The organism is Intrasporangium sp. (assembly GCF_030452765.1).
GTDB lineage: Bacteria > Actinomycetota > Actinomycetes > Actinomycetales > Dermatophilaceae > Intrasporangium_A.
The window spans coordinates 1-21,211 of record NZ_JAKDLO010000064.1; the positions used below are offsets into that span (position 1 = coordinate 1).

Annotated in this window: 19 protein-coding genes; 12 read left to right on the forward strand and 7 right to left on the reverse strand. The window is 71.5% G+C overall.

All coding sequences use genetic code 11. The annotated features are described in order from the left end of the window. Positions 1-135 precede the first annotated feature (135 nt). Entirely contained in the window at positions 136-381 is a 246-nt protein-coding gene (locus L0H79_RS09945; protein ID WP_301484442.1) for an Arc family DNA-binding protein, read from the reverse strand. 140 nt (positions 382-521) lie between these two features. On the opposite strand from L0H79_RS09945, the gene L0H79_RS09950 reads away from it, so the two are divergent. Then, a complete protein-coding gene (locus L0H79_RS09950) occupies positions 522-2,210 on the forward strand; it encodes a CocE/NonD family hydrolase (protein ID WP_301484443.1) in 1,689 nt (562 codons plus the stop codon). A gap of 66 nt (positions 2,211-2,276) precedes the next feature. Here L0H79_RS09950 and L0H79_RS09955 read toward each other — a convergent pair whose 3' ends face one another. From L0H79_RS09955 to L0H79_RS09965, 3 genes are all read right to left on the reverse strand, one after another. Then, positions 2,277-2,792 carry a putative immunity protein gene (locus tag L0H79_RS09955; RefSeq protein WP_301484444.1) on the reverse strand — a complete coding sequence of 172 codons (516 nt, stop codon included), beginning with the start codon at positions 2,790-2,792 and terminating at the stop codon, positions 2,277-2,279. Next, complete coding sequence (locus tag L0H79_RS09960; RefSeq protein ID WP_301484445.1) at positions 2,789-3,226, reverse strand: DUF6194 family protein; 438 nt, start codon at positions 3,224-3,226, stop codon at positions 2,789-2,791. The genes L0H79_RS09955 and L0H79_RS09960 overlap by 4 nt, the downstream gene beginning before the upstream one ends. Before the next feature lie 195 nt (positions 3,227-3,421). Continuing rightward, positions 3,422-3,610, reverse strand: coding sequence for a hypothetical protein (locus tag L0H79_RS09965; RefSeq protein ID WP_301484446.1), 189 nt, complete (start codon positions 3,608-3,610; stop codon positions 3,422-3,424). Positions 3,611-3,643: 33 nt separating this feature from the next. Between L0H79_RS09965 and L0H79_RS09970 the strand changes: the two genes are divergently transcribed. The 5 genes from L0H79_RS09970 to recD all read left to right on the forward strand — a co-directional run bounded on the left by L0H79_RS09970 (position 3,644) and on the right by recD (position 13,683). Further along, positions 3,644-4,579, forward strand: coding sequence for an SDR family oxidoreductase (locus L0H79_RS09970; RefSeq protein WP_301484447.1), 936 nt, complete (start codon positions 3,644-3,646; stop codon positions 4,577-4,579). Beyond that, positions 4,580-4,867, forward strand: coding sequence for a hypothetical protein (locus tag L0H79_RS09975; RefSeq protein ID WP_301484448.1), 288 nt, complete (start codon positions 4,580-4,582; stop codon positions 4,865-4,867). Positions 4,868-5,051: 184 nt separating this feature from the next. After that, positions 5,052-8,483: an exodeoxyribonuclease V subunit gamma gene (recC, locus tag L0H79_RS09980; RefSeq protein WP_301484449.1), complete on the forward strand. Its 3,432-nt coding sequence runs from the start codon at positions 5,052-5,054 to the stop codon at positions 8,481-8,483. Next, positions 8,480-11,860, forward strand: coding sequence for a UvrD-helicase domain-containing protein (locus L0H79_RS09985; RefSeq protein WP_301484450.1), 3,381 nt, complete (start codon positions 8,480-8,482; stop codon positions 11,858-11,860). The genes recC and L0H79_RS09985 overlap by 4 nt, the downstream gene beginning before the upstream one ends. After that, complete coding sequence (gene recD / locus L0H79_RS09990; protein ID WP_301484451.1) at positions 11,857-13,683, forward strand: exodeoxyribonuclease V subunit alpha; 1,827 nt, start codon at positions 11,857-11,859, stop codon at positions 13,681-13,683. The genes L0H79_RS09985 and recD overlap by 4 nt, the downstream gene beginning before the upstream one ends. A 339-nt stretch (positions 13,684-14,022) precedes the next feature. Here the strand turns inward: recD and L0H79_RS09995 are convergent, their stop codons facing one another. Further along, the gene (locus L0H79_RS09995) at positions 14,023-14,151 is read right to left on the reverse strand and encodes a hypothetical protein (protein ID WP_301484452.1); all 129 of its coding nucleotides are present in this window, start codon (positions 14,149-14,151) and stop codon (positions 14,023-14,025) included. 50 nt (positions 14,152-14,201) lie between these two features. On the opposite strand from L0H79_RS09995, the gene L0H79_RS10000 reads away from it, so the two are divergent. The 4 genes from L0H79_RS10000 to L0H79_RS10015 all read left to right on the forward strand — a co-directional run bounded on the left by L0H79_RS10000 (position 14,202) and on the right by L0H79_RS10015 (position 16,721). Continuing rightward, a complete protein-coding gene (locus L0H79_RS10000) occupies positions 14,202-14,417 on the forward strand; it encodes a helix-turn-helix domain-containing protein (protein WP_301484460.1) in 216 nt (71 codons plus the stop codon). Next, on the forward strand, positions 14,410-14,874 hold the full coding sequence (locus L0H79_RS10005; RefSeq protein ID WP_301484453.1) for a Clp protease N-terminal domain-containing protein: 465 nt from the start codon (positions 14,410-14,412) through the stop codon (positions 14,872-14,874). Before L0H79_RS10000 ends, L0H79_RS10005 begins: the two co-directional genes overlap by 8 nt. A gap of 295 nt (positions 14,875-15,169) precedes the next feature. Next, entirely contained in the window at positions 15,170-15,577 is a 408-nt protein-coding gene (locus L0H79_RS10010) for a YciI family protein (protein WP_301484454.1), read from the forward strand. Between the two features lie 4 nt (positions 15,578-15,581). Next, positions 15,582-16,721, forward strand: a complete 1,140-nt coding sequence (locus tag L0H79_RS10015; RefSeq protein WP_301484455.1) for an RNA polymerase sigma factor — start codon at positions 15,582-15,584, stop codon at positions 16,719-16,721. A 157-nt stretch (positions 16,722-16,878) separates the two neighbouring features. Here the strand turns inward: L0H79_RS10015 and L0H79_RS10020 are convergent, their stop codons facing one another. Together L0H79_RS10020 and L0H79_RS10025 are read right to left on the reverse strand one after the other, a co-directional pair. Beyond that, positions 16,879-17,247, reverse strand: a complete 369-nt coding sequence (locus tag L0H79_RS10020) for a hypothetical protein (protein ID WP_301484456.1) — start codon at positions 17,245-17,247, stop codon at positions 16,879-16,881. Between the two features lie 3 nt (positions 17,248-17,250). Then, positions 17,251-17,823, reverse strand: coding sequence for a GNAT family N-acetyltransferase (locus tag L0H79_RS10025; protein ID WP_301484457.1), 573 nt, complete (start codon positions 17,821-17,823; stop codon positions 17,251-17,253). Positions 17,824-18,178: 355 nt separating this feature from the next. Here L0H79_RS10025 and L0H79_RS10030 point away from each other — a divergent pair, with 355 nt between their 5' ends. After that, positions 18,179-20,539: a PEP/pyruvate-binding domain-containing protein gene (locus L0H79_RS10030; RefSeq protein ID WP_301484458.1), complete on the forward strand. Its 2,361-nt coding sequence runs from the start codon at positions 18,179-18,181 to the stop codon at positions 20,537-20,539. After that, complete coding sequence (locus L0H79_RS10035) at positions 20,536-21,162, forward strand: TetR/AcrR family transcriptional regulator (protein ID WP_301484459.1); 627 nt, start codon at positions 20,536-20,538, stop codon at positions 21,160-21,162. Before L0H79_RS10030 ends, L0H79_RS10035 begins: the two co-directional genes overlap by 4 nt. Positions 21,163-21,211 lie beyond the last annotated feature (49 nt).

Consider the following 21,211-nt stretch of genomic DNA (forward strand, 5'->3'; position numbering starts at 1 on the left):
ATGTCGTATAGACCATCGATGGCGCTACTCCACGAGCCCAGCCCTGGACGTGCGCGTCGGGTGCCGGTCGCATGAGCTCGGAGACGACGTTGGTATCCAGGACGATGGGGCCCACTGCCGTGGGTGCGCCTGCAGTCACTGGAACAGGTCCGCAGCCCGGGGTGCCTCGGTGCGTGAGGGCAACTCGAGGTCGACGCCGCCCAACTCACCGAATCGGGCCAGAAGCATCTGGGCAAGACCTCGCGGGTCGGTCGACGGGCTGACGGCCTCGGTGAGGATGGCTCGGATCTCGGCCTCCATGGAGCGGCCATGCTGCGCTGCACGGATCCGTAGCCGGTCACGAACCGCCTCGTCCAGGTCCCTCACGCTGATAGCAGCCATCGCGATTCAACCTCCTGCTATCAATGCTAGCAGCACATCGTCAAACAAATCCCTCGGGTGAGCCGTCGACGCGCCAGTCATACTGAGTCTCGCTGGCTCCCGTCACCAGTCATCCTCAGCGCGCATCGGAAGGACGTCCCATGGCAGCGGCACAGGCCGGAACCGTTCCCCGTCCGTGGCGCTTGCCCGGCGGGACCCGTTACGGGCTGGGCCGGTTGAAGGGCATCCTCCGGCCGGCGGTGACGCTGCACGAGCCGCCGGCCGGCAGCATGCTCGTCGACCGGGACGTCGAGGTGAGCATGCGGGACGGCACGATCCTGCGGGTCAACGTGCACCGCCCGGCAGACGGCCAACCGGCGCCGGTGCTGCTGTCCGCACACCCGTACGGCAAGGACCGCGTGCCGGGCCGCCGCGCGCGAATCCCGCTGCAGTACCGCCTGATGCGCCTGCCCGGGCCCATCCGGCATTCGACCCTGACGGGCTGGGAGGCCCCCGATCCCGCGTGGTGGGTGGCGCACGGTTATGTCGTGGTCAACGCGGACGTGCGCGGCGCCGGCCGGTCCGAGGGGGTCTGCGAGCCGTTCTCCGAGCAGGAGGCCCAGGATGTCTACGACCTGGTCGAGTGGGCTGCCGCGCAGCCGTGGTCGTCGGGTGCCGTCGGCCTGCTCGGGGTGTCCTACCTGGCGATCTCCCAGTACCGGCCCGCCGCCTTGCGCCCGCCGGCGCTGCAGGCGATCTGCCCCTGGGAGGGCCTGACCGACCCATACCGTGACCTGATGCGTCCCGGTGGCCTGTTGGAGGACGGCTTCGTCAGGCTCTGGGGCGCGGGGATCCGCCGCAGGACGAGGGCGGCCATCGACGTGCGCGCGGCGCAGCGCCAACACCCGCTGCGCGACACGTGGTGGCAGTCGCTGACCCCCGACCTCGGCGACATCGAGGTGCCGATGCTCGTCTGCGCCAGCTTCTCGGACAACAACGTGCACTCCCGTGGCTCCTTCCGTGCGTTCCAGCAGGCCGGGTCGGCGCAGCGGTTCGCGTACACCCACCGGGGCGGCAAATGGAGCGTCTTCTACAGCGAAGGGGCGCTGGCGGTGCAGCTGGCCTTCTTCGACCGCTATCTGCGCGCCGCCGACGTGCCCGCGCCGCCGCGGATCCGCCTGGAGGTCCGCGAGGACCGCGACCGGGTCGTCGCGGTCCGCGAGGAGCACGAGTGGCCGCTCGCGCGCACCGAGTGGCGCCCGCTGTATCTGAGCGCGGACGGCCACCTGGCCGAGGCCCCGCCTACCCAGCCGGGCTCGATCGTCTTCGATACCCGCCGCGCCGGCGCCGCGTTCGTCTTCACGACACCCCGCGACACCGAGCTCACCGGGCCGATGGCCGCCCGCCTGTGGGTTCAGGTCGACGGCGACGACGACGTCGAGCTGTGCCTCGGCATGGAGAAGTGGCGGGGCCGCCGCTACGTCGGCTTCGAGGGGTCCTACGGGTGGGGACGCGACCGGGTGGCCACCGGGTGGCAGAAGGCGTCGCTGCGCGAGCTGGACGAATCCCGTTCCACCCCGGGCGAGCCCGTGCACACCTTCACCCACCGACAGCCGCTCACCCCCGGCGAGGTCGTGCCCGTGGACATCGCTCTCGGTCCGTCGGCCACCCTGTTCCGCGGGGGCGAGTCGCTGCGCCTGGTGGTCGCCGGGCGCTGGCTGTCCACCCGCAACCCGCTCACCGGCCAGTTCCCCGCGCACTACCGGTCCCGGCCGGCCGCGCGGTGCACCCTGCACTGGGGACCCGACCGGCCCGCGCACCTGCTCGTCCCTTACGTACCAGCGCCATAGGAGGGGTATGCCGCTGAGCCGGCCGGGCGGCATACCAACACCGTGTGGACGGCGCGGGTTTGAGGCTCAGCAGTCGAACGCTGACCAGCAGAGCTCGTTCCGGCGTGCCTGGTCCTGCAGGACGAGCTCGCGGATCTCGGCCGGCAGCTGGTCGCGTTGCCACCGGCACTCGCGGCGGCCGGCCTGCTGCGCGGCGGGCGGGGAGACGGACGCGCGGGCGGCGTTGATGGCGTAGGCGGCCGCGCCGAGGTCGTGCTCGGGAACGTGAGCGACCGCGGCGGCCTGGCCGGCGGCATACGCGGCGTAGCGTGGCGCACCCTGCAGCGGGCGGGCGGCTCCCATGGCGTGACCGCCCAGAGCGCGCGTGCGCATCATCGGCAGCTCGCCGCACGCCCAGGCCCGGATGCCCTCGATCGCAGCCCGGGGGCGCGAGTCGGCTGGGGCGGCATCCTCGAAGAGCGGGAGTACGTGCTCGGCGCAGGAGGCCGCCCAGCGGGCCAGCAGGTGGTGCTGCTCGTCGGTCAGGGTGCCGCCCCGGCGGATGGTGACGAGCCGAGGGTCTCGGACCGTGGGCAGGATCATTCTCGGGTCTCCAGGCTGCGGCGACGCTCCCAGTGTCGTCGGGCCCGGGCGTGGGCGTCGGTCAGCAGGACGGGCAGCTCGGTGGTCGTGCGTGGTCCGGGCGCGACGATGCTGACCCAGCCGAGCCGGCCGTAGACCGGGTGGGGGATGACGAGGTCGCGGACGGTCGGGTCGTCGGCCGGCCCCTGGCGGCCCCGACCGGCGTCGAGGTTGACGCGGAAGACGCCATCACCGAGTCGGGACGAGGGCTCCTGCGGGTAGTCCTTGGTGACGATGGTGGCGAACGGCTGGCCTTGGGGGACGACACCGTCGGGGGCGTAGTGGAAGAACACGTCATCCCAGGCGATCTCTGGCGAGCCGTCCCCGGCACTGGGCCGCAGGGTCAGGACGCCGCCCAGGGACTCGACGAACCGGATGATCTGCTCGACAGTCATGCTTCAAGGGAAGCATGCATGTTCGCGTGGAGGGTTCTGGTGCGGACGACCGGCACGCGCAGGCGCGGGCCATCCTGTCCGCGCTCCATCACGACGAGCCGGAGTTCCTCGCCCGCCCGGATGCCGCCCACGCTGCGGCACCGGGAAGCCGAAGGGCTGCGCACCGCCGTCCGGGGCGGCGACGGAGCGCGGCGGTCACAGCGGTCCCAGGACGTCATGCGGGTTGGCGTGCAGCGCGAGCGTCTCGAGCACTGTGAAGAGTTGGCGCTCCTCGTAGCGGAAGTGGCTCTCCATGATCGCGGCGATACCCGCGAGGTGCCGGTCGAGCTCCTGTGTAGTCCGAGAACTCCATCGCCCGTCGTCCGGAAGCCCGGCCGCCGGCACGCCACCAAACCTCCACTGGAGAAGCAGGAAGCCATGAGCACAGATCCACAGGCGGACACGTCGCCGAGTATGCAGGGGCAACGCGTCCTCGTTGCCGGGGCGACCGGCTATCTCGGCCGCAATCTGGTCAGCGCACTTCTCGATGCGGGATGCCGCGTGCGCGTGCTGGTGCGGCGACCCGAGCAGGCAGACACCTTCCCCGGCGAGGTCGATGCCTTCGTCGGGCAGGTGACCGACCCGGCGACCCTGACGGGTGTGACCGATGAAATCGACATGGTGTTCTCCGCCCTGGGCATCACCCGCCAGCGAGACGGCGTGAAGTACCTGGACGTCGACTACCGCGGCAACCTCGCGCTGCTGCACCTGGCCGAGCAGACGGGCGTCGCCCGCTTCGTGTACGTGTCGCTGCTGCACGGCCGCGACCTGCGCAACTCGGTGCGGCTGGCCACGGCCAAGGAGAAGTTCGTCGACGCCCTGACCGCCTCCTCGGTTCCGTCGGTGGTGGTGCGCCCCACCGGCTACTTCTCGGACATGGGCGAGTTCTTGACGATGGCCGGACGCGGCGTCGTGTCGTTGATCGGCGACGGGCAGCTGAGGATCAACCCCATCTCGGGCCGCGATGCCGCCGCCGCCTGTGTCGACGCTGCACGGTCGGCCGCGACCGAGGTGCAGGTCGGCGGGCCAGACGTGTACACCTACGAAGCCATCGCCCGCGCAGCATTCGCCGCGCACCGAGGCGCACCGCGGATCCGCCACCTCCCCCGCGGACTGGCCGTGGCCGCCGTCTGGGTTCTCGCGCACTGCACACCCGAGCACGTGTACGGGCCCCTGCAGTTCCTGATCGCCGTGATGACCCACGAGATGACCGCTCCGCCGACCGGATCGGACCACCTGACCGGCTACTTCGCCCAACAGAGCGCGGGTGCCGGTGAGTCCGTCACCGCTCACGACGCGCCCACCGTCGGATAGGTGCGGAGCACCTCACCAGGGCAACGCACCGTCCCGGTTGATGAACGTCGCCGGCGTGAGCGTCGACCACGTCGTCCGGCTCGAGCAGGGTCGCAGCACCCGACCCTCGGCCCAGGTGCTCACCGCGAAGGGGAGCTCGGCCCGCTGACCCTCGACTGCGACACCTTGCACGTCCCCGAGGCCGACCAGCGCGTCATCGTCTACTCCGCAGCGCCCGGCACGCCGGAGGCAGAGGCCCTGGCGCTGCTTCGGGTGCTCGGCACGCAACAGCTGAGCCGACTGCGCTGAGCCCGATCCCTGCCCGCGCGGACAATCACGCCGCGGCGGGAAAGTGCGAGGCCGCCGACGCCTCTCGGCCCAGCTCGCCCCGTGCGAAGGTGACCACTCGGCGGGGCCGGGCTGGGCGGCATACACCACTGCGACGTCGGCACGACGGGAGCCGACGCCCACGGCTGTGGCTAGAGTCACCTGGGTGGGGATCCAGCTGCACCGCTCCGACCGGCCGGAGGCGCTGGCCGCCGAGTTCGCTGAGCTGCTGCGCACCGACCCTGCCGACGTCTTCACGCCGGAGGTCGTCGTCGTCGCGGCACGAGGGGTGGAGCGGTGGCTCGCCCAACAGCTGTCACACTCGCTCGGTGCGACCCTGGGAGACGACGGGGTGTGCGCCGGCCTGCAGATCCTCGCACCGCAGTCGCTGGTCAGCCTGCTGCTCGGCCGCGAGCGCGACGACCCGTGGCAGCCCGACCGACTCGTGTGGCCGACCCTCGCAGCCATCGACGAGCTCGTCGGCGCGCGACACTTCGAGGCGTTGACCCACCATCTCGGCGCGGGGCCCGAGATCGTGGGCGACCCTGCGGCCGAGTGGGAGCGCAAGGCCCGCCAGTCGCGGCGGTATGCCGTGGCGCGCCGGGTCGCAGGACTGTTCGCGTCGTATGCGCGGGAGCGACCGGAGCTGCTGGCCGACTGGGAGGCGGGGAAGCCCACCGACGGGCAGCGTGAGAAGCTGCCTCCCGACTTCGAGTGGCAGCCGATCCTCTGGCGGCGCGTCGTCGAGGTCGTGCTGGCGCGAGGTGATGCCGACGAGTCCGTTGTCGAGCGCCACCGTCGGGTCGTCAAGGGGCTGGCGCGTGACGCCTTGGAGCTCAAGCTGCCCGTGCGGCTCTCGTTCTTCGGGCACACCCGTCTGGCCGTCTCGGAGCTCGAGCTGCTCGCCGCGCTCGGCACGCACCGCGAGGTCCACCTCTGGCTCCCACACCCGTCACCGCAGCTGTGGACTGACCTGTCGCGCCGGGTCACTCGCGGTCCCCGAGAGGACGACCGCTCCGCCGAGTCGGCCCAGCACCCGCTGCTGGCCACCCTCGGCCGGGATGTGCGGGAGCTGCAGGAGACCTTGAGCTCCTGCGATCCCGTCGTGCTCGAACCGGCGCCCCCGGCCACGACAAGCACGACAGGCACGACTCGCCTCGGCCTGCTGCAGGCCGACGTCCGCGCCAACCGGGCGCCCGACGAGACCCGGACCACCGCTGCCGACGACCTGTCGATACAGGTCCACGCCTGCCACGGACGCGCCCGCCAGGTGGAGGTCCTCCGCGAAGTGCTGCTCTGGCTGCTCGCCGAGCGCGAGGGCGACCTCCAGCCGCGCGACGTGATCGTCATGTGCCCCGACATCGAGCACTTCGCACCGCTCATCCAGGCCACCTTCGGGCTCAGCCTCGTGACGACCCCCGACGCGCCGACGGCCCACCATCCCGGGCAGCGGCTGCGCGTGCAGCTGGCCGACCGTTCCCTGGGAGCGACGAACCCGCTCATCGACCTCGCCCACCGCATCCTCACCGTCGTGGCCGGACGGATGACGGCCACCGAGGTGCTCGACCTCGCCGGCCACGAGTCGGTGCGGGCGCGGTTCGGTTTCGACGAGGACGCCCTGGCCCGGGTGTCCCGGTGGGTCACCGACGCCGGGGTGCGCTGGGGGTATGACGCCGTGCACCGCGGTGAGTACGGTCTGCGAGCGATCGCCTCCAACACATGGACCCGCGGCATGGACCGGATCGCCCTCGGGGTCGCCGTCGCCGCGGACTCCGCGACCCCTGCTGCCGCACGCATGCCGATCGACGACATCGGCAGCCGCGACATCGAGGTCGTCGGGCGGTTCCTCGAGCTGATGGAGCGGCTCAAGGTCGCGGCCGACGCGGTCCGCGGGACGAGCCGGGTCGACGGCATCCTGCCCAGAGGGGTCCTCACCGCGCAGGAGTGGATGCACTGGCTGTCCGAGACGATCGACGCCCTGGCCGACACGCCGATGGACCAGCACTGGCAGCTCGCCCAGCTGAGGCGAGACCTTGCCGCCATCGGCGAAGCCGCGGGCGAACGGACGACACTGCGGCTGAACGACATACGCGTACTGCTCGAGCAGCGCTGGGGCACGCGGCCCACCCGGGCCAACTTCCGGACCGGCGCGGTCACGGTCTGCACGATGGTGCCGATGCGGTCCGTGCCGCACAAGGCGGTCGTCCTGCTCGGCGTCGACGACGACGTCTACCCGCGCTCGCCGATCACCGACGGCGACGACATCCTGGCCCGCCGCCCGATGGTCGGCGAGCGTGACGCCCGCAGCGAGGACCGGCAGTTGCTGCTCGACGCCGTCATGGCGGCGAGCGAACACTTCGTGGCCGTCTACTCCGGGTTCGACGAACGCAACGGGAGCCGCCGTCCACCGGCCGTGCCGCTGCAGGAGCTCATCTCCGTGGCCGCGCGCACGGCTCGCACGGGGAGCGCACCGAGCAGCGAACGGTCAGGCGGCACAGACGGATTCGTGGAGCCGGGCTTCGTCCGGCTGCACCCGCTGCAACCGTTCGACGAACGCAACTTCCGGGCCGACGGGCCGCTTCCGGGTGGCACCTTCGACCGCGTCGCGCTCGACGGCGCGACGGCCCTGCGCGTCTTCCGCCGCGACCGGCCCGACCCGCACGTCTTCCTCAGCGAGCCGCTCCCGCTCCAGCCGGTCAGCGCCGTCACGGTCGACGAGCTCGTGACGTTCCTGCAGAACCCGGCCCGCGAGTTCCTCCGGAACCGCCTCGAGGTCACCGTCCCACGCGAGCTCGACGAGATCGACGACTCCCTCCCCATCGCGATCGACCCCCTGGAGAAGTGGACGATCGGGGACCGGGTCCTGCAGGCCGTGCTCGACGGGTCGACCGTGGACGAGGCTCTGCGCCGGGAGGTCGCGCGCGGCAGCTTCCCGCCTGGCGTCCTCGGCGAGCCGGCGCGATCGGAGATCGCCAAGCACGTCGCCTCGATCGCCGGTGACCGCGGGTCCGGACCGGCTCGGTCCGTCGATGTCCGGGTCGACCTGCCCTCGCCTCGCGGGGGGATGCCGGTACGTCTGACCGGAGTGATCAGCGGGGTCCACCAGGACACGCTCTGGGTGCCGACCTACTCGACGATCAGCGCGAAACACATCGCCGCTGCGTGGGTGCGCCTGCTCGCCCTCGCCGTCGCCGAGCCGGACCGGGAGCACCTCGCTCAGCTGAGCGGCAAGAAGGGCGGACAGCGGCTCCGCTCACCGCTCCCGGGCCACGCCGCCGGGTTCCTGCGCGAGCTCGCCGGTGTCCGCCAGTCCGGCATGCGGTTCCCGATCGGCATCCCCCCGAAGACGGCCTCGGAGTTCACCCGGGTCCATCGGCCGGGCGAGGCTGGTGGCCGCGCGGAGGTCGATGCCGCACTCGGTCGCGTTCGGGCGATCTGGGAGGGCTCCGACAGGTACCCCGGGGAGAGCGACGACCCGTGGTGGGGCTTGGTGCTCGGAACGCACTCTCGCGTCGAGGAACTCGACCGACGCAACGGGATCGGCTACTTCGCGCCGGTGGTCTGGAAGCCGATCCACGATCATGGAGGTGGGTCGTGAACGAGCCGATGCCGAGCTTCGACAGCACGGGCGCGCTGCCGTCGGGCACCACGCTCATCGAGGCGAGCGCGGGCACCGGGAAGACGTGGACCCTGTCCACCCTGGCCGTGAGGTATGTCGCTGAGCGCGGGCTTCCGCTCGACGAGCTGCTCGTCGTGACCTTCAGCCGCGCGGCGAGCCGAGAGCTGCGCGAGCGGGTCAGGGCCCGCTTGGGCGAGGCGCTCCTCATGCTCGAGCGCGAGGACGAGACGACGGACGTCCTGGTGCGCCACCTGCGCGACTGCGGGGCGGATGAGCTCGACCTCCGAGTCGGCCGGCTCCGGACGGCGGTGGCCGACTTCGACACGGCCACCATCGCGACGATCCACCAGTTCTGTCACTACGTGCTGAAGAGCCTCGGCGTCGCCGGCGACTCGGACCCGTATGCCACCCTCGCCGAGGACCTGACCGAGCTGCGTGACGACGTCATCGACGACCGCTACCTCGCCGAGCACGCCCAGCCGGACGCGCCACCGCTGGGCTACGACCAGGCCCGGGCCGCCGCGAGGATCGCGTTGGACAACCCGGGCGCCGAGCTGTCCGCCGACCAGGCTGGCGGGATGGTTGCCACGGCACAGCTCGACTTCGTCCGTCAGGTGCGGGCCGAGGTAAGCCGGCGCAAGCGACGCGCCGCGGTGCTGAGCTACGACGACCTGCTGAGCGAGCTCGCGAGGGCACTCGCGACCGAGCACAGCCCTGCGCGGCGACGGATGCGCGACCGGTGGTCCGTGGTCCTCGTCGACGAGTTCCAGGACACCGACCCGGTGCAGTGGCAGGTCTTCTCGCAGGCCTTCGACGCGAAGGACAAGACGCTGGTCCTGATCGGTGACCCCAAGCAGGCGATCTACGGGTTCCGCGGTGGCGACGTCGACACGTACCTGCGTGCGTCCGAGAGCGCGACGAGCCGCGCCTCGCTGCCGACGAACTACCGCAGTGACGCGCCGCTCGTTGCCTCGTTGCGGACGCTCATGGCGGGTGTCGAGCTGTCGCCGGGGATCGTGGCCCACCCGGTCACGGCTGAGCGGACGAGCCACCGGCTGCAGGGCGCTCCGGACAACACCGCTGTCCGGCTGCGTGCCGTGATCGGCGCGAAGATCCCCATCGGCGACGCACGGCGGATCATCTGCGCGGATGCCGCCGACGACATCGCCCGCCTGCTCACCTCGGACGCGACCTTCGGTGGCGTGCCGGTGAAGCCGCAGCACGTCGCGGTCCTCGCCTTTGCCAACCGTGACCTGCACAGCATGCGAGAAGCCCTGCGCAACAAGAGCATCCCCTCGGTGCTCGTCTCCAGCGAGTCGGTGCTGCGGACCACAGGGGCGAGCTGGTGGCTCCAGCTGCTCATGGCGCTGGAGCAGCCGCACCGCCCCGAGCGGGTGCGCCTCGCCGCCCTGACGCCGTTCCTCGGCTGGAGCGTCGAAGAGCTGGACGCACAGGGCGACCGGGGCACGGAATCCATTGCGGCACAGGTCCGTTCGCTGCTCACCGCACATCACCGGGGCGGGATCGCCGCCGTACTCGACGTCTCCCGAGGAGCGGGACTGGACGCCCGCCTGCTCTCCCGGGTCGGTGGCGAGCGCGACCTCACGGACATCGGGCACTGCGCCCAGCTGCTCCAGGAACGAGTGCTCCAGGGGACGACCGGCCTGCCGAGCCTGGTCGCCTGGCTTCGGCAACAGAGCCTCGAGGACGCCACGGCAGCACCGGACGCGCGGGTCATGCGGCTCGACTCCGACGCGCTCGCGGTCACGCTCTCGACGATCCACGGGAGCAAGGGGCTGCAGTACCCGATCGTCTACGCGCCGTTCCTCTTCGACAACTACCTGCGGGACGTGTCGCCCCCCGCGGTCATCCACCGAGACGGGCGGCGCGTGCTCTCGTTCGACAAGACCGAGGTCAACCGACCCGAGCACCGCGCCGAGGCACTGGGTGAGCACATGCGCTTGTCGTATGTCGCGATGACCCGTGCCCAGTCACAGCTCGTCCTCTGGTGGGCACCGACCGCGAACACCGCCGCCTCGGGACTGCACCGGCTCCTCTTCGGGCAGGCCGACTCGCCCGACCAGCTGTCGGCGCTGCTCGGCGCTCGCGCCGAGGGCGGGGGGCCCGACGAGACGGTCGTCCCGGGCGAGCTGAGGTCTGTCGCCAGACCCGACCTCGCCAGGCAGGTCCTGCAGGTGTGGGCCTCGCACGGCGCCTTCGGTCTCGCGGACGTGGACGGCGACGGGTCGACGGTCGCGATGGCCCCGGAGCAGTCGAACCAGACCCTGACGGTGCGGCGCTTCGACGGCGCGTGGGTCGACCAGGCCTGGCGGCGTACGTCATACACCTCACTGGCCTCAGCCGCAGTCGCCTCGGGCGAGTCGACGACCGAGCCCGAGCGCGAAGCGCTCGGCCGCGATGACGAGGAACCCATCACGGTGGCCGGCGACGAGAATGCGGTGGCTCACGACATACCGTCACCGATGGCGAGCCTGCCCGTCGGGGCCAGGTTCGGCTCGCTCGCGCACGCGGTGCTCGAGGAGGCCGATCTCCAGGCCCCCGACCTGCACGGTGAGCTGGTCAGCCGGGTCGAGGAGCAGCTGCAGTGGTGGCCGGAGACGCTCGAACCCGACGAGCTCGCGACAGCACTCGAGGCGGTCAGCACCACGTCACTCGGACCGCTGACGAACGGAGCACGTCTCGTCGACATCCCGCAGACCGACCGGCTCGCGGAGATGGAGTTCGAGCTGCCGCTCGCCGGTGGGGACCATCCGCACGCCAACGCGCGCCTGCGATCGATGGCGGCGGTCCTGCGCAGACACCTTCCCGCCGACGACCCGCTCCGCGGCTACGCCGACGCGCTCGACGGTGAGGAGCTCGGCGGTCAGGCTCTGCTCGGCTATCTCACCGGCTCGGTCGACCTGACGTTCCGGCACGGCGGTCGGTACTACGTCGTCGACTACAAGACCAACTGGCTGGGCGAGGTGGGTGGCGAGCTGACCCTCGCCGACTACACGCCTGCCCGGCTCGCCGCGGCGATGATCCACTCGTCGTACCCGTTGCAGGCGATCCTGTACTCGGTCGTGCTGCACCGCTACCTCCGGTGGCGCCTGCCCGGCTACGACCCGGAGCAGCACCTCGGTGGCGTGATGTACCTCTACCTGCGCGGGATGGCCGGGGCCGCAACGCCATCCGTCGACGGGCAGCCCTGCGGCGTCTTCTCGTGGCGTCCGCCGGCGGCGATGCTCGAGGAGCTGTCGGCGGTCCTGGATGGTCGCGGCACCGAGGGGCATGATCCCAAGGCCCACGACACCGCGGCCCGACCCGAGGCCCGACCCGAGCAGGGGGGCGGGTGATCACCCTGTCCAACGACGCGAGCCAGAGCGTGACAGCCCGTGGGCGGCTCACGGTGCTGAACGAGGCTGGGCTCCTGGATGCGAGCGACTGCGTCGTCACGACCAGAGTGAGCACCCTGGTGGGCGAGGACTGTTCGAGTGACGCGGCCCTGGCGCTGGCGTTCGCTGTTCGCGCCGTTCGTGAGGGATCGACTGCCCTGTCCCTCGGGTCCGTGGCGGGGCTGCCTGTCGAGCACGACGCCACCGCGGATCCCGACGTGCCGTCGCGATTGCACTCTCGATCCGAAGTGCTGCACTCTCGATCGGACTTGCTGCACTCTCGATCCGAAGTGCTGCACTCTCGATCGGGAGGGGAAGGGGTGCTGGGAGACCTCGTGGACCTGCCCGAGCCGATGGAGTGGTTCGAGGCCCTGCGCGCCAGTCCCCTTGTCTCCGAGGGGGTCCTGCGCCTCGACCTCGGGCTGGTCTACCTCGACCGCAACCACGCTGACGAGTGCCTCATCGCCGAGTCCCTTCGCGCCCGGCGCACTCAGCGGGTGACGCCGGTGGATCCGACCGCAGTCGAGGAAGCCATCAGCCGGAAGGATCTCGACGAGGCACAGCAGACGGCCGTGCGGCAGGTCGCCGCGCGCGCGACCATCGTGCTCACCGGAGGACCGGGCATGGGCAAGACCTACACGATCGCCAGCGTGCTCGAGGCCCTTGCCGCCGGCAGCGGTCACCAGCTCCGGGTCGGGCTGGCCGCCCCGACCGGCAAGGCCGCCGCGCGGATGAACGAGACGCTGAAGGAGATCCTCGAGGGTTCCGACTCGATCAGCCCGGCCGTCACCCTGCACCGCCTTCTCGGCAGTCGGCCGGACACCACCCAGCGCTTCCGGCGCAATGGGCACAACCCGCTCCCCCACGACGTCGTCGTCGTCGACGAGGCCTCGATGGTGTCGCTGAGCCTGATGGCCCGTCTCGTCGAGGCGGTCCCCCCGGCGGCACGACTACTGCTGGTCGGGGACCCTGACCAGCTCGCGTCCGTGGAGGCGGGATCCGTCCTGGCCGACCTCGTCCGCGGTCTCGAAGCAGACGGCAGCGTCGTCCGCCTGACGACGGACCACCGCCTCGACGACGACCGCGCCGCGCTGGCCCAGGCGTTCCGGGCGGGCGCAGCCGAGCCCGTGCTCGACCTGATCGACCGGGCCACCAGCGGCCTGACCTTCCTCGAGACGGACGACCCGAGGCTGGAGCAGCTACCCGAGGCGACCGAGCACGCCCTGCGGCTGAGGGAGCTCGCCCTGAGTGGTGACGTCGACGCTGCCCTTGCGCACCTCGGGCGGTTCCGGCTGCTGTGTGCCCACCGGACCGGCCCCTACGGCACCGAACGCTGGAACAGGCTCATCGAGCGAGAGCTGGCCGACCACGCCCTGGAGACGGCGATGAACCCGATGTATGTCGGCCGGCCGATCCTCGTCACTCGCAACGACTACGGACTCGGGGTGAGCAACGGCGACACCGGCGTCGTCGTCCGCGCGGACGACAGTCCGCTGGCGGTCATCTCGACGGGTTCCGGGACCCTCGCGTTGTCCCCGTGGCGGCTGTCGGACGTCGAGACGATGCACGCCATGACCGTGCACAAGGCACAGGGCAGCCAGGCCGCACACGTCGTGGTCATCGTGCCCCCGCCGGAGTCGCGACTGCTCACCCGCGAGCTGCTCTACACCGCGGTGACCCGGGCCGAGCAGCACCTGACGATCGTCGGCACGCGTGCGGCCATCACCGCCGCCGTGCAAACCCCTGTGCACCGTTCGTCCGGTCTGGCGCAGCGGCTGGACTGATCAGCTCGCGAGTCCGGCTCGGAAGGTCGTCTGAGCGTCCGCCCCAGTGGCCACCGACTGCTGCTGGTGCCACCGACTGCTGGTGCCCCAGCAGTCACTGGCCCGAAGCGCAGTCGCTGGCCAGGACGTCTCGACGAGGCGGGCCAGGTGGCGCGCGACCCGGCGGCTGGCGGCCAGTTCCCCGACGGTCTCCCGGAGGGCCCCGGCCGGCCCCGTCGCTGCGGCCGAGCGCAGCCTGTGCTCTCGTGTGCCGCAGTCCAGGCAAGGACGCCACGCCTGGCCGGCTCGACGGCCGTGCTGCCCACGATGCCGTTCGCCTTGGCGACGGTGCAGGGTGCGTCATCCCCTTCGAGGACGACGACCCGCACCCCCATGTGCGGACAGCTCTCCGGCGAGCAGCAGCCCGGTCGGGCCGGCACCGCAGATCGGGGCGGCGGACACGTCAGGCAGCTGAGTCGGCTCGTTCATGACGTCAGTCTGAGTTGACAATCAAGTCAGTGTCAAGACAGACTGACGGCGTGGACATCTCGCAGCCAGGTCAACAGCCCGGCGCCGATCCCGCCTCGGGTCTTCGGGCCGCCGGCGCGCTGCACCGTCTCGCCGAGCGCGTGGAAGCAGAACAGGTCGCCGCAGCACGAGCCGCGGGGTGGTCCTGGGAGCAGATCGGCGACGCCCTCGGCGTCACCCGCCAGTCCGTCCACGCGAAGTACGGGAGGCAGGGCAACAATGTTTGAGAGGTTCGCGCAGTCGGCGAGGATCGCCGTGGAGGATGCCAGGTTCGAGGCATCCCGACGAGGCGATCGGCGCGTCGGCACGGAGCACCTGTTGCTCGCCCTGCTGTCCGACGAGACGCTGGCCGACATGGTCGGCGTCGATGCCATGGCCGCCCGTCAGGCGGCCGACGAGCTCGATCGTGCCGCCCTGGCCGAGATCGGGCTGGAGGTCGGCGGGTTCCACCCCACCGGCCGTGCCGCGGTCGGCAAGCCCGTGCCGCTCACCCCGGGCGCCAAGGCGGTGATCCGGGAGACCCTGACACACGCCGCCGCGGAGAAGTCCCGGCACCTGACCTCCCGGCACCTGCTGCTCGCGCTGCTCGACCGGGGCGAACCCGACCCGGCGGCCGCCATCTTCGACGCCCTGTCGGTCGACCGGGAGCAGGTACGGCAACGGCTGGCTCCGGCCGAGGCCTAGCAAGGCCTCGCCCCCCGCCCGAGTGGCCAGCACTACAGCCACGGTCGCTGAGCTCCGCCGACGCCAGGCGAGCACCAGCCGCGGGACATGATGCGCACTCGACGAGGGTGAGGCGCCGAGCCGCAGCCGCGGGATGCTGCGCACTCGACGAGGATGGGGCACGAAGCCCGGTGCGCGGCATACCGTGAAATGGCAGGCATGTCCTCCGTCGAAGAATGTCGAGGACGACGCGGTGGCTCCGTCCACGGGGTGAGTGCGGACAGGATGGGCCGCACCACGACGAAGGAGCAGACCGATGGCGAAGTACCTGTTGCTCAAGCACTACCGAGGCGCACCGGCCTCGGTCAACGACGTCCCGATGGACCGGTGGACGCCGGAGGAGATCGACGCCCACATGACCTACCTGGACGAGTGGGCCGCGAAGCTCGAGAGGTCCGGCGAGTTCGTCGACGGCAAGGCGCTGGCCCCCGAAGGGGTGTGGGTCCGCCACGACGGTGAGGGCCGGCCGCCGGTCACCGACGGACCTTTCGCGGAGACCAAGGATCTCATCGCCGGCTGGATGGTCATCGACGTCGACTCCTACGAACGCGCGATCGAGCTGGCCGGCCAGCTGTCGGCGGCGCCCGGTGCCGGCGGCGCGCCGCTCGGCGAGTGGCTCGAGGTGCGGCCCCTCTACGACTACACGCCCACCATCACCGAGTGAGCCGATGGACGAGATCTCGCTGCGGAGCCTGGTCCCCGCGGTGATCACCGTCCTCGTCCGGCGCGGGGCAGACTTCGCGTCGGCCGAGGACGCCGTCCAGGAGGCACTCGTGCGAGCCCTCGGGGTCTGGTCCACGGACCCGCCGCGCGACCCGAAGGGCTGGCTCGTGACCGCTGCCTGGCGCCGGTTCGTCGACCAGGTCCGCTCCGACGAGGCCCGGCGCGCCCGAGAGCTCAAGGTCGAGCAGGAGCCGGCGACCGGGGCCGGGCCCGGCGCGGACGACACGCTCGAGCTGTTCTTCCTCTGCGCCCACCCCTCGCTGACACCTGCCTCGGCCATCGCCCTGACGCTGCGCGCCGTGGGTGGCCTGACCACCCGCCAGATCAGCGAGGCCTACCTCGTCCCGGAGGCGACGATGGCACAGCGGATCAGCCGGGCAAAGGCCCGGCTGGCCCGCGTGCCCCTCGACCAACCCGGCAGCCTCGGCACGGTGCTGCACGTGCTCTACCTCGTCTTCAACGAGGGCTACTCGGGTTCGGTGGACCTGACGGCCGAGGCGATCCGCCTGACGCGACAGCTCGCCGCCCAGACCGACGACCCCGAGGTGGGCGGGCTGCTCGCGCTCATGCTGCTGCACCACGCCAGACGCGCGGCCCGGACCACGCCCTCGGGCAGGCTCGTCCCGCTCGCCGAACAGGACCGCTCACGCTGGGACACCGCCCTGATCAGCGAAGGCGTCGCGATCCTGCAGGCGGCCCTGGCCCGGGACCGGCTCGGGGCGTACCAGGCCCAGGGCGCCATCGCGGCGCTCCACGCCGACGCGCTCCGACCCGAGGACACCGACTGGGTCCAGATCGTCGAGTGGTACGACGAGCTCGTCCGGCTCACCGACTCCCCCGTCGCCCGCCTGAACCGGGCTGTCGCGGTCGGCGAGGCCGATGGCCCTCGGGCGGGCCTGGCGGCACTGGCCGACCTTGACCCGGCACTCCCCCGCTACGCCGCGGCAGCCGCCTACCTGCATGCCCGGGCCGGTGACCGCGACCGGGCCATCGAGCTGTATGCCGCTGCCGCGCGCACCGCGACCAACGCCGCCGAGCGCAACCACCTCACCCGCGAGGCGGCCCGGCTCCGCGGACAGCTCTAGCTAGCCGCGCTCTAGCCGGCTCTAGCTAGCCGCGCTCTAGCCGGCTCTAGCCGCGAAGCGTTCGTTCACCAGTCGACGCGCTCGGGCCTTGGCGATAGAAGGTCCATCCGGAATGGTCGACATGCCCATGGTGCCCCAGTGAGCAGCATCCGGACTGCTACTCGGGAGCGAGCCAGCGCGCCGCTGCCTCGAACGTCGCCCCCGCAGTCTCGTTGAAAGCGATCGCGGCATCGGGAGCGTGCCGGTGGACGAGGTTGATGACGCGCTCGAACAGCTCGAGGTCGTGGCGCACCCCACCGCCGACCACGACACACTCCCAAGCGCGGGCATCCAGCGCAGCCGTCACGACAGCCTCGACGTCGTCACTGCCGTCGAGCCCGAACAGGCAGAACTGAGCCGCGACCCCCTGCTCGACGAAGCGGGCGCGCCCGACCTCGATGGCATCGGCCACCGGCTGGGGGTCCCATGGCCCGGGGACACGGTAGGGGTCGAATCCGATGACGAGCACGCGAGGCGGTGCGGTCACGAGTCACCCCGATGCCGGCACGGTGCGGCGCATGACGCAGTTCCTCGTGCCCTTGCTGCGGACGAAGTCGAAGCCGGCGCGCTCGAACAGCGTCCGGGTCCCGTCGTAGAGGACTGCGCACTTCTTGCCGCCGGTGTCGTGCGGGTACCCCTCGACGACGCCGCCACCCGCGGCCGCGATCAGGTCGAGGGCGCCCTTGGGCGCGACGGCGGACATCGCCTGGTGCCGGTAGCGACGGTCCACGAAGATGCACGTGATCCGGTAGTCGGGCAGGACGTCGAGCTCGGCCTCGTACTGCTTGCGGTGGTGGATGTTCGGCAGCTCGTCGGGTGGTCCGAACTTGCACCAGGCGACCGCCCGGTCCCCGTCGTAGACGAGCGCCGCGTGGGCCCGCCCCTCGCTGACGAGCCGACACTTGAGGTCGCGGTTCCCCTCGGTGGTGTGGGTCTTCTCTGCGGCCACGGTGTGGAACCACGTGCACCAGCAGCCGCCGAACACGCCGTTGTGCCGCTCGGCCAGGCCTGCGAACCCGTCCCAGGCGTCCGGACCCAGCGCCTTGCTGACGTAGTCGCCCACCGTCGCGCCTCCGATCGACCGCCATTTCCGACCGTACGGCGTCCCTGGCCGCGCCGGCAATGGTCGCCCTGATTTGTCAGCCTGAGCATCGAGCTCGGGAGCGTGGATGACCCTGTCCCGGGACAAGTGCACTCTCGATCAGGACAAGTGCACTCTCGATCGGGACAACTGCACTCTCGATGGCGAGAACTGCACTCTCGATGGCGAGAACTGCACTCTCGATCGGGACAACTGCACTCTCGATGGCGAGAACTGCACTCTCGATCAGGGGTCTCGCCGGGCGTGGGGGCGCACATGTTGAGTGCTCGATGGGGTGATAGTGAACGCCGCGTTCTCTACGTGCTAGCGTCACACCATGAGCGAGTACTGCGTTCGCCTCGATGACGTCGGGCGTGAAGACCTTCCCCACGTGGGCGGCAAGGCGGCGAACCTGGGTGAGCTGACCCGGGGCGGCTTCGACGTGCCTGCCGGGTTCGTCGTCACGACGGCTGTGTATCGGCGCGTGGTCGGAGCTGCCTTGTCTGCCAACGAGGTCCGTGCCCGGGAGGTGCCCGGAGACGTGGCCGCGGCGATCACCCGGGCCTACGAGGACCTGTGCAGTGGGTCCGTCGCGGTCCGGTCGAGCGCGACCGCCGAGGACCTGCCCGGCGCGACGTTCGCCGGGCAGCAGGACACCTACCTCGACGTCGACGGCGCCGATGCGGTGCTCGAGGCAGTGCGGGACTGCTGGGCCTCACTGTGGTCCGAGCGCGCCGTCGCCTACCGGCAACGGCTCGGCATCGACCCCGCCACCGTGGCCATGGGGGTCGTCGTGCAGCGTATGGTGCCGGCGGACAGCGCAGGGGTCATGTTCACCGCTGACCCGGTCACCGGGGCGCGGGACGTGGTCGTCGTCAACGCGAACGAGGGACTGGGTGAGGCGGTCGTCTCCGGGGCAGTGACCCCCGAGCACCTCGTCGTCGACGCCGACGGCCGGGTCGTGGAGCGCGGGCGAGGCAACGACGCCGACGCCGACCTGCCCAGAGTGCTGACCGACGCCGAGGCGGCGAGTCTGGCCGACACCGGCCGCCGGATCGCGGCACACTTCGGCCGGCCCCAGGACATCGAATGGGCCTGTCTCGCAGGGGAGCTCCTCATGGTGCAGTCCCGCGCCATGACCGCGCTGCCACCCGCGCCGATCCCACTCAACCGGCTCCAACGCCTCATCGGGCCGGTGCTCGTCGAGCTCTTGCCGCGCCGGCCCTACCCGATGGAGCTGACCGCGTGGATCCTCCCCTCGATCGCGGGGCACGTGGACGAGATGATCGGCGGGCTGACCGGCATGAAGGTGCGGCTCAGCTCGGCGATCCCGGCGACCGACGGCATCGTCCAGCAGTTCATCCCGCCGCAGCCGCGTCCCTCGCACCACACACCGGCCCGGCTGGCGCGGACCCTGGCCCGCGGGCTGCACGGGTCTGCGGAGGAGTGGGCCACAGACCCCCGCCTCGAGCGGTATCGCGAGGGCGCCGCGGCGCTCGATGCACTCGACCTGGCCCGGCTGTCCTGGTCCGAGCTCACGGCTGTGCCCGGGCGGGCCGCTCGCCTCGTCGACCTCGTGACGGCGCTGCGAGTCGCCTACCTGCCCAGGGCCTTCGTCGGCCTGGCCCAGCTCGCCGGCACCCTGCGCCTGCTCGGCAGGAGCGAGGCCGCCCAGGAGCTCATCGGCGGGGCGCCGACGATGACCACCGCCGCGAACGACGCGCTGGCCGAGCTGGCCAGGACCGCTCAAGAGGTCCCGGTCGTGCACCAGCTTCTCGAGTCCGGGCAGCTCGACCGGGTCCTCGCGGAGGCGCCCACCGCGGCGGGGGCCGGCCGGTGGTGGCAGGACTTCAAGCGGTTCCTGTCGGCCTACGGGCACCGCGAGACCACGAGCCTGCTCCTCGTGCGTGATCCCGGCTGGCGCGACTCCCCCCGCACCGTGCTCGGCCTGGTCCGAATGCTGCTCGACGACCCTCCAGAAGGGAGATCGCCCCACGACCTCTCGGCGGCTGCCCGAAAGGCGTTGTCGTCCAAGCGAGTCCGTCGCCTCGCCGACAAGGCCGCGGCCGGGGTGGCCTGCCGCGAGGACACCCACTTCGAGCTGACCCGGACCATGCCGGCCGTGCGCCGGGCGGTGCAGGAGGCCGGCCGCAGGCTCGCCGACTCGGGCGACCTGGACGACCCGCAGGACGTGTGGCTGCTCACTCTGGACGAGCTCGTCGCGTGGACGCCGGGGAGGGGTGACGACGCAGCACGGGACGGACTGCGCGCGACAGCGGCACGGCGCAGAGCGGCATACGACATGCTGGCGACGAGCCCTCTCATCGCCACGACCACCCTGTACCCACGTCGCGAAGGCGGAGCCGACGCACTCGTCCTCGGCACTCCGGGCGGCGGGGGCCGAGTGACCGGACGGGTGCGAGTCATCGGTGGGCCAGACGAGTTCGCCGAGCTGCGCGCGGGAGAGATCCTGGTCTGCGCGGCGACCAACCCGTCATGGACGCCGCTGTTCCAACGCGCTGCCGCGCTCGTCGTCGACCACGGCGGGATCGGGTCGCACGCGGCCATCGTGGCCCGGGAGTACGCGATCCCGGCCGTCCTCGGCACCGGCACGGGGTCGACCACGCTGCGGGACGGCCGGCTCGTGACCGTGGACGGCGACCTCGGCGAGGTGCTGGCCGCTGGGGACGAGTCGTGAGCGACGGCCCGCGCCCGCGTCGGCGCGGGGCGGCGCTCGAGAACGCGATCCTCGACGCGACGGTGGCCGAGCTGCAGGAGGTGGGCTATGCGGCGATGACCGTCGAGGGAGTGGCCCGGCGGGCCGGAGCGGGCAAGTACTCCCTCTATCGGCGCTGGCCGAACAAGGTCGCCCTCGCGATCGCCGCGGCCTACCACCTGAGGGAAGAGGTCCCGCTGCCGACGACCGGCGACCTTCGTGACGACCTCGTCGCGTGGCTGCGCCGGAGCGCCGACGAGATGCAGAGCCCGGTGGGCGAGATCTTCCGGGGCGTGCTGTCGGAGTCCCTGCGTTCCGTCGAACAGCCCGCCCCGGGGTTGTTCACGCGACGGAGCGGGCTGACGACCCTCGAGCGGATCCTTGAGGAGGCCCGTCAGCGCGGCGAACCCGTGCCCGACGACATCCCCGAGCAGGCGCTGCTGGCCCCGCAGGCACTGGTCCGGGCGCACTTCCTGACACAGGGGGGCCCCATCTCGGACAGCGTCATCGAGGCCATCGTGGACGACGTGGCCAGGCCGCTCTTCACCCGACACCGCGCGGAAGGGCCTGTTCGCGCCAAGGCAGCTGAGCGCCATACGAGCTGAGCGCCATACGAGCTGAGCGCCATACGAGCTGAGCGCCATACGAGCTGAG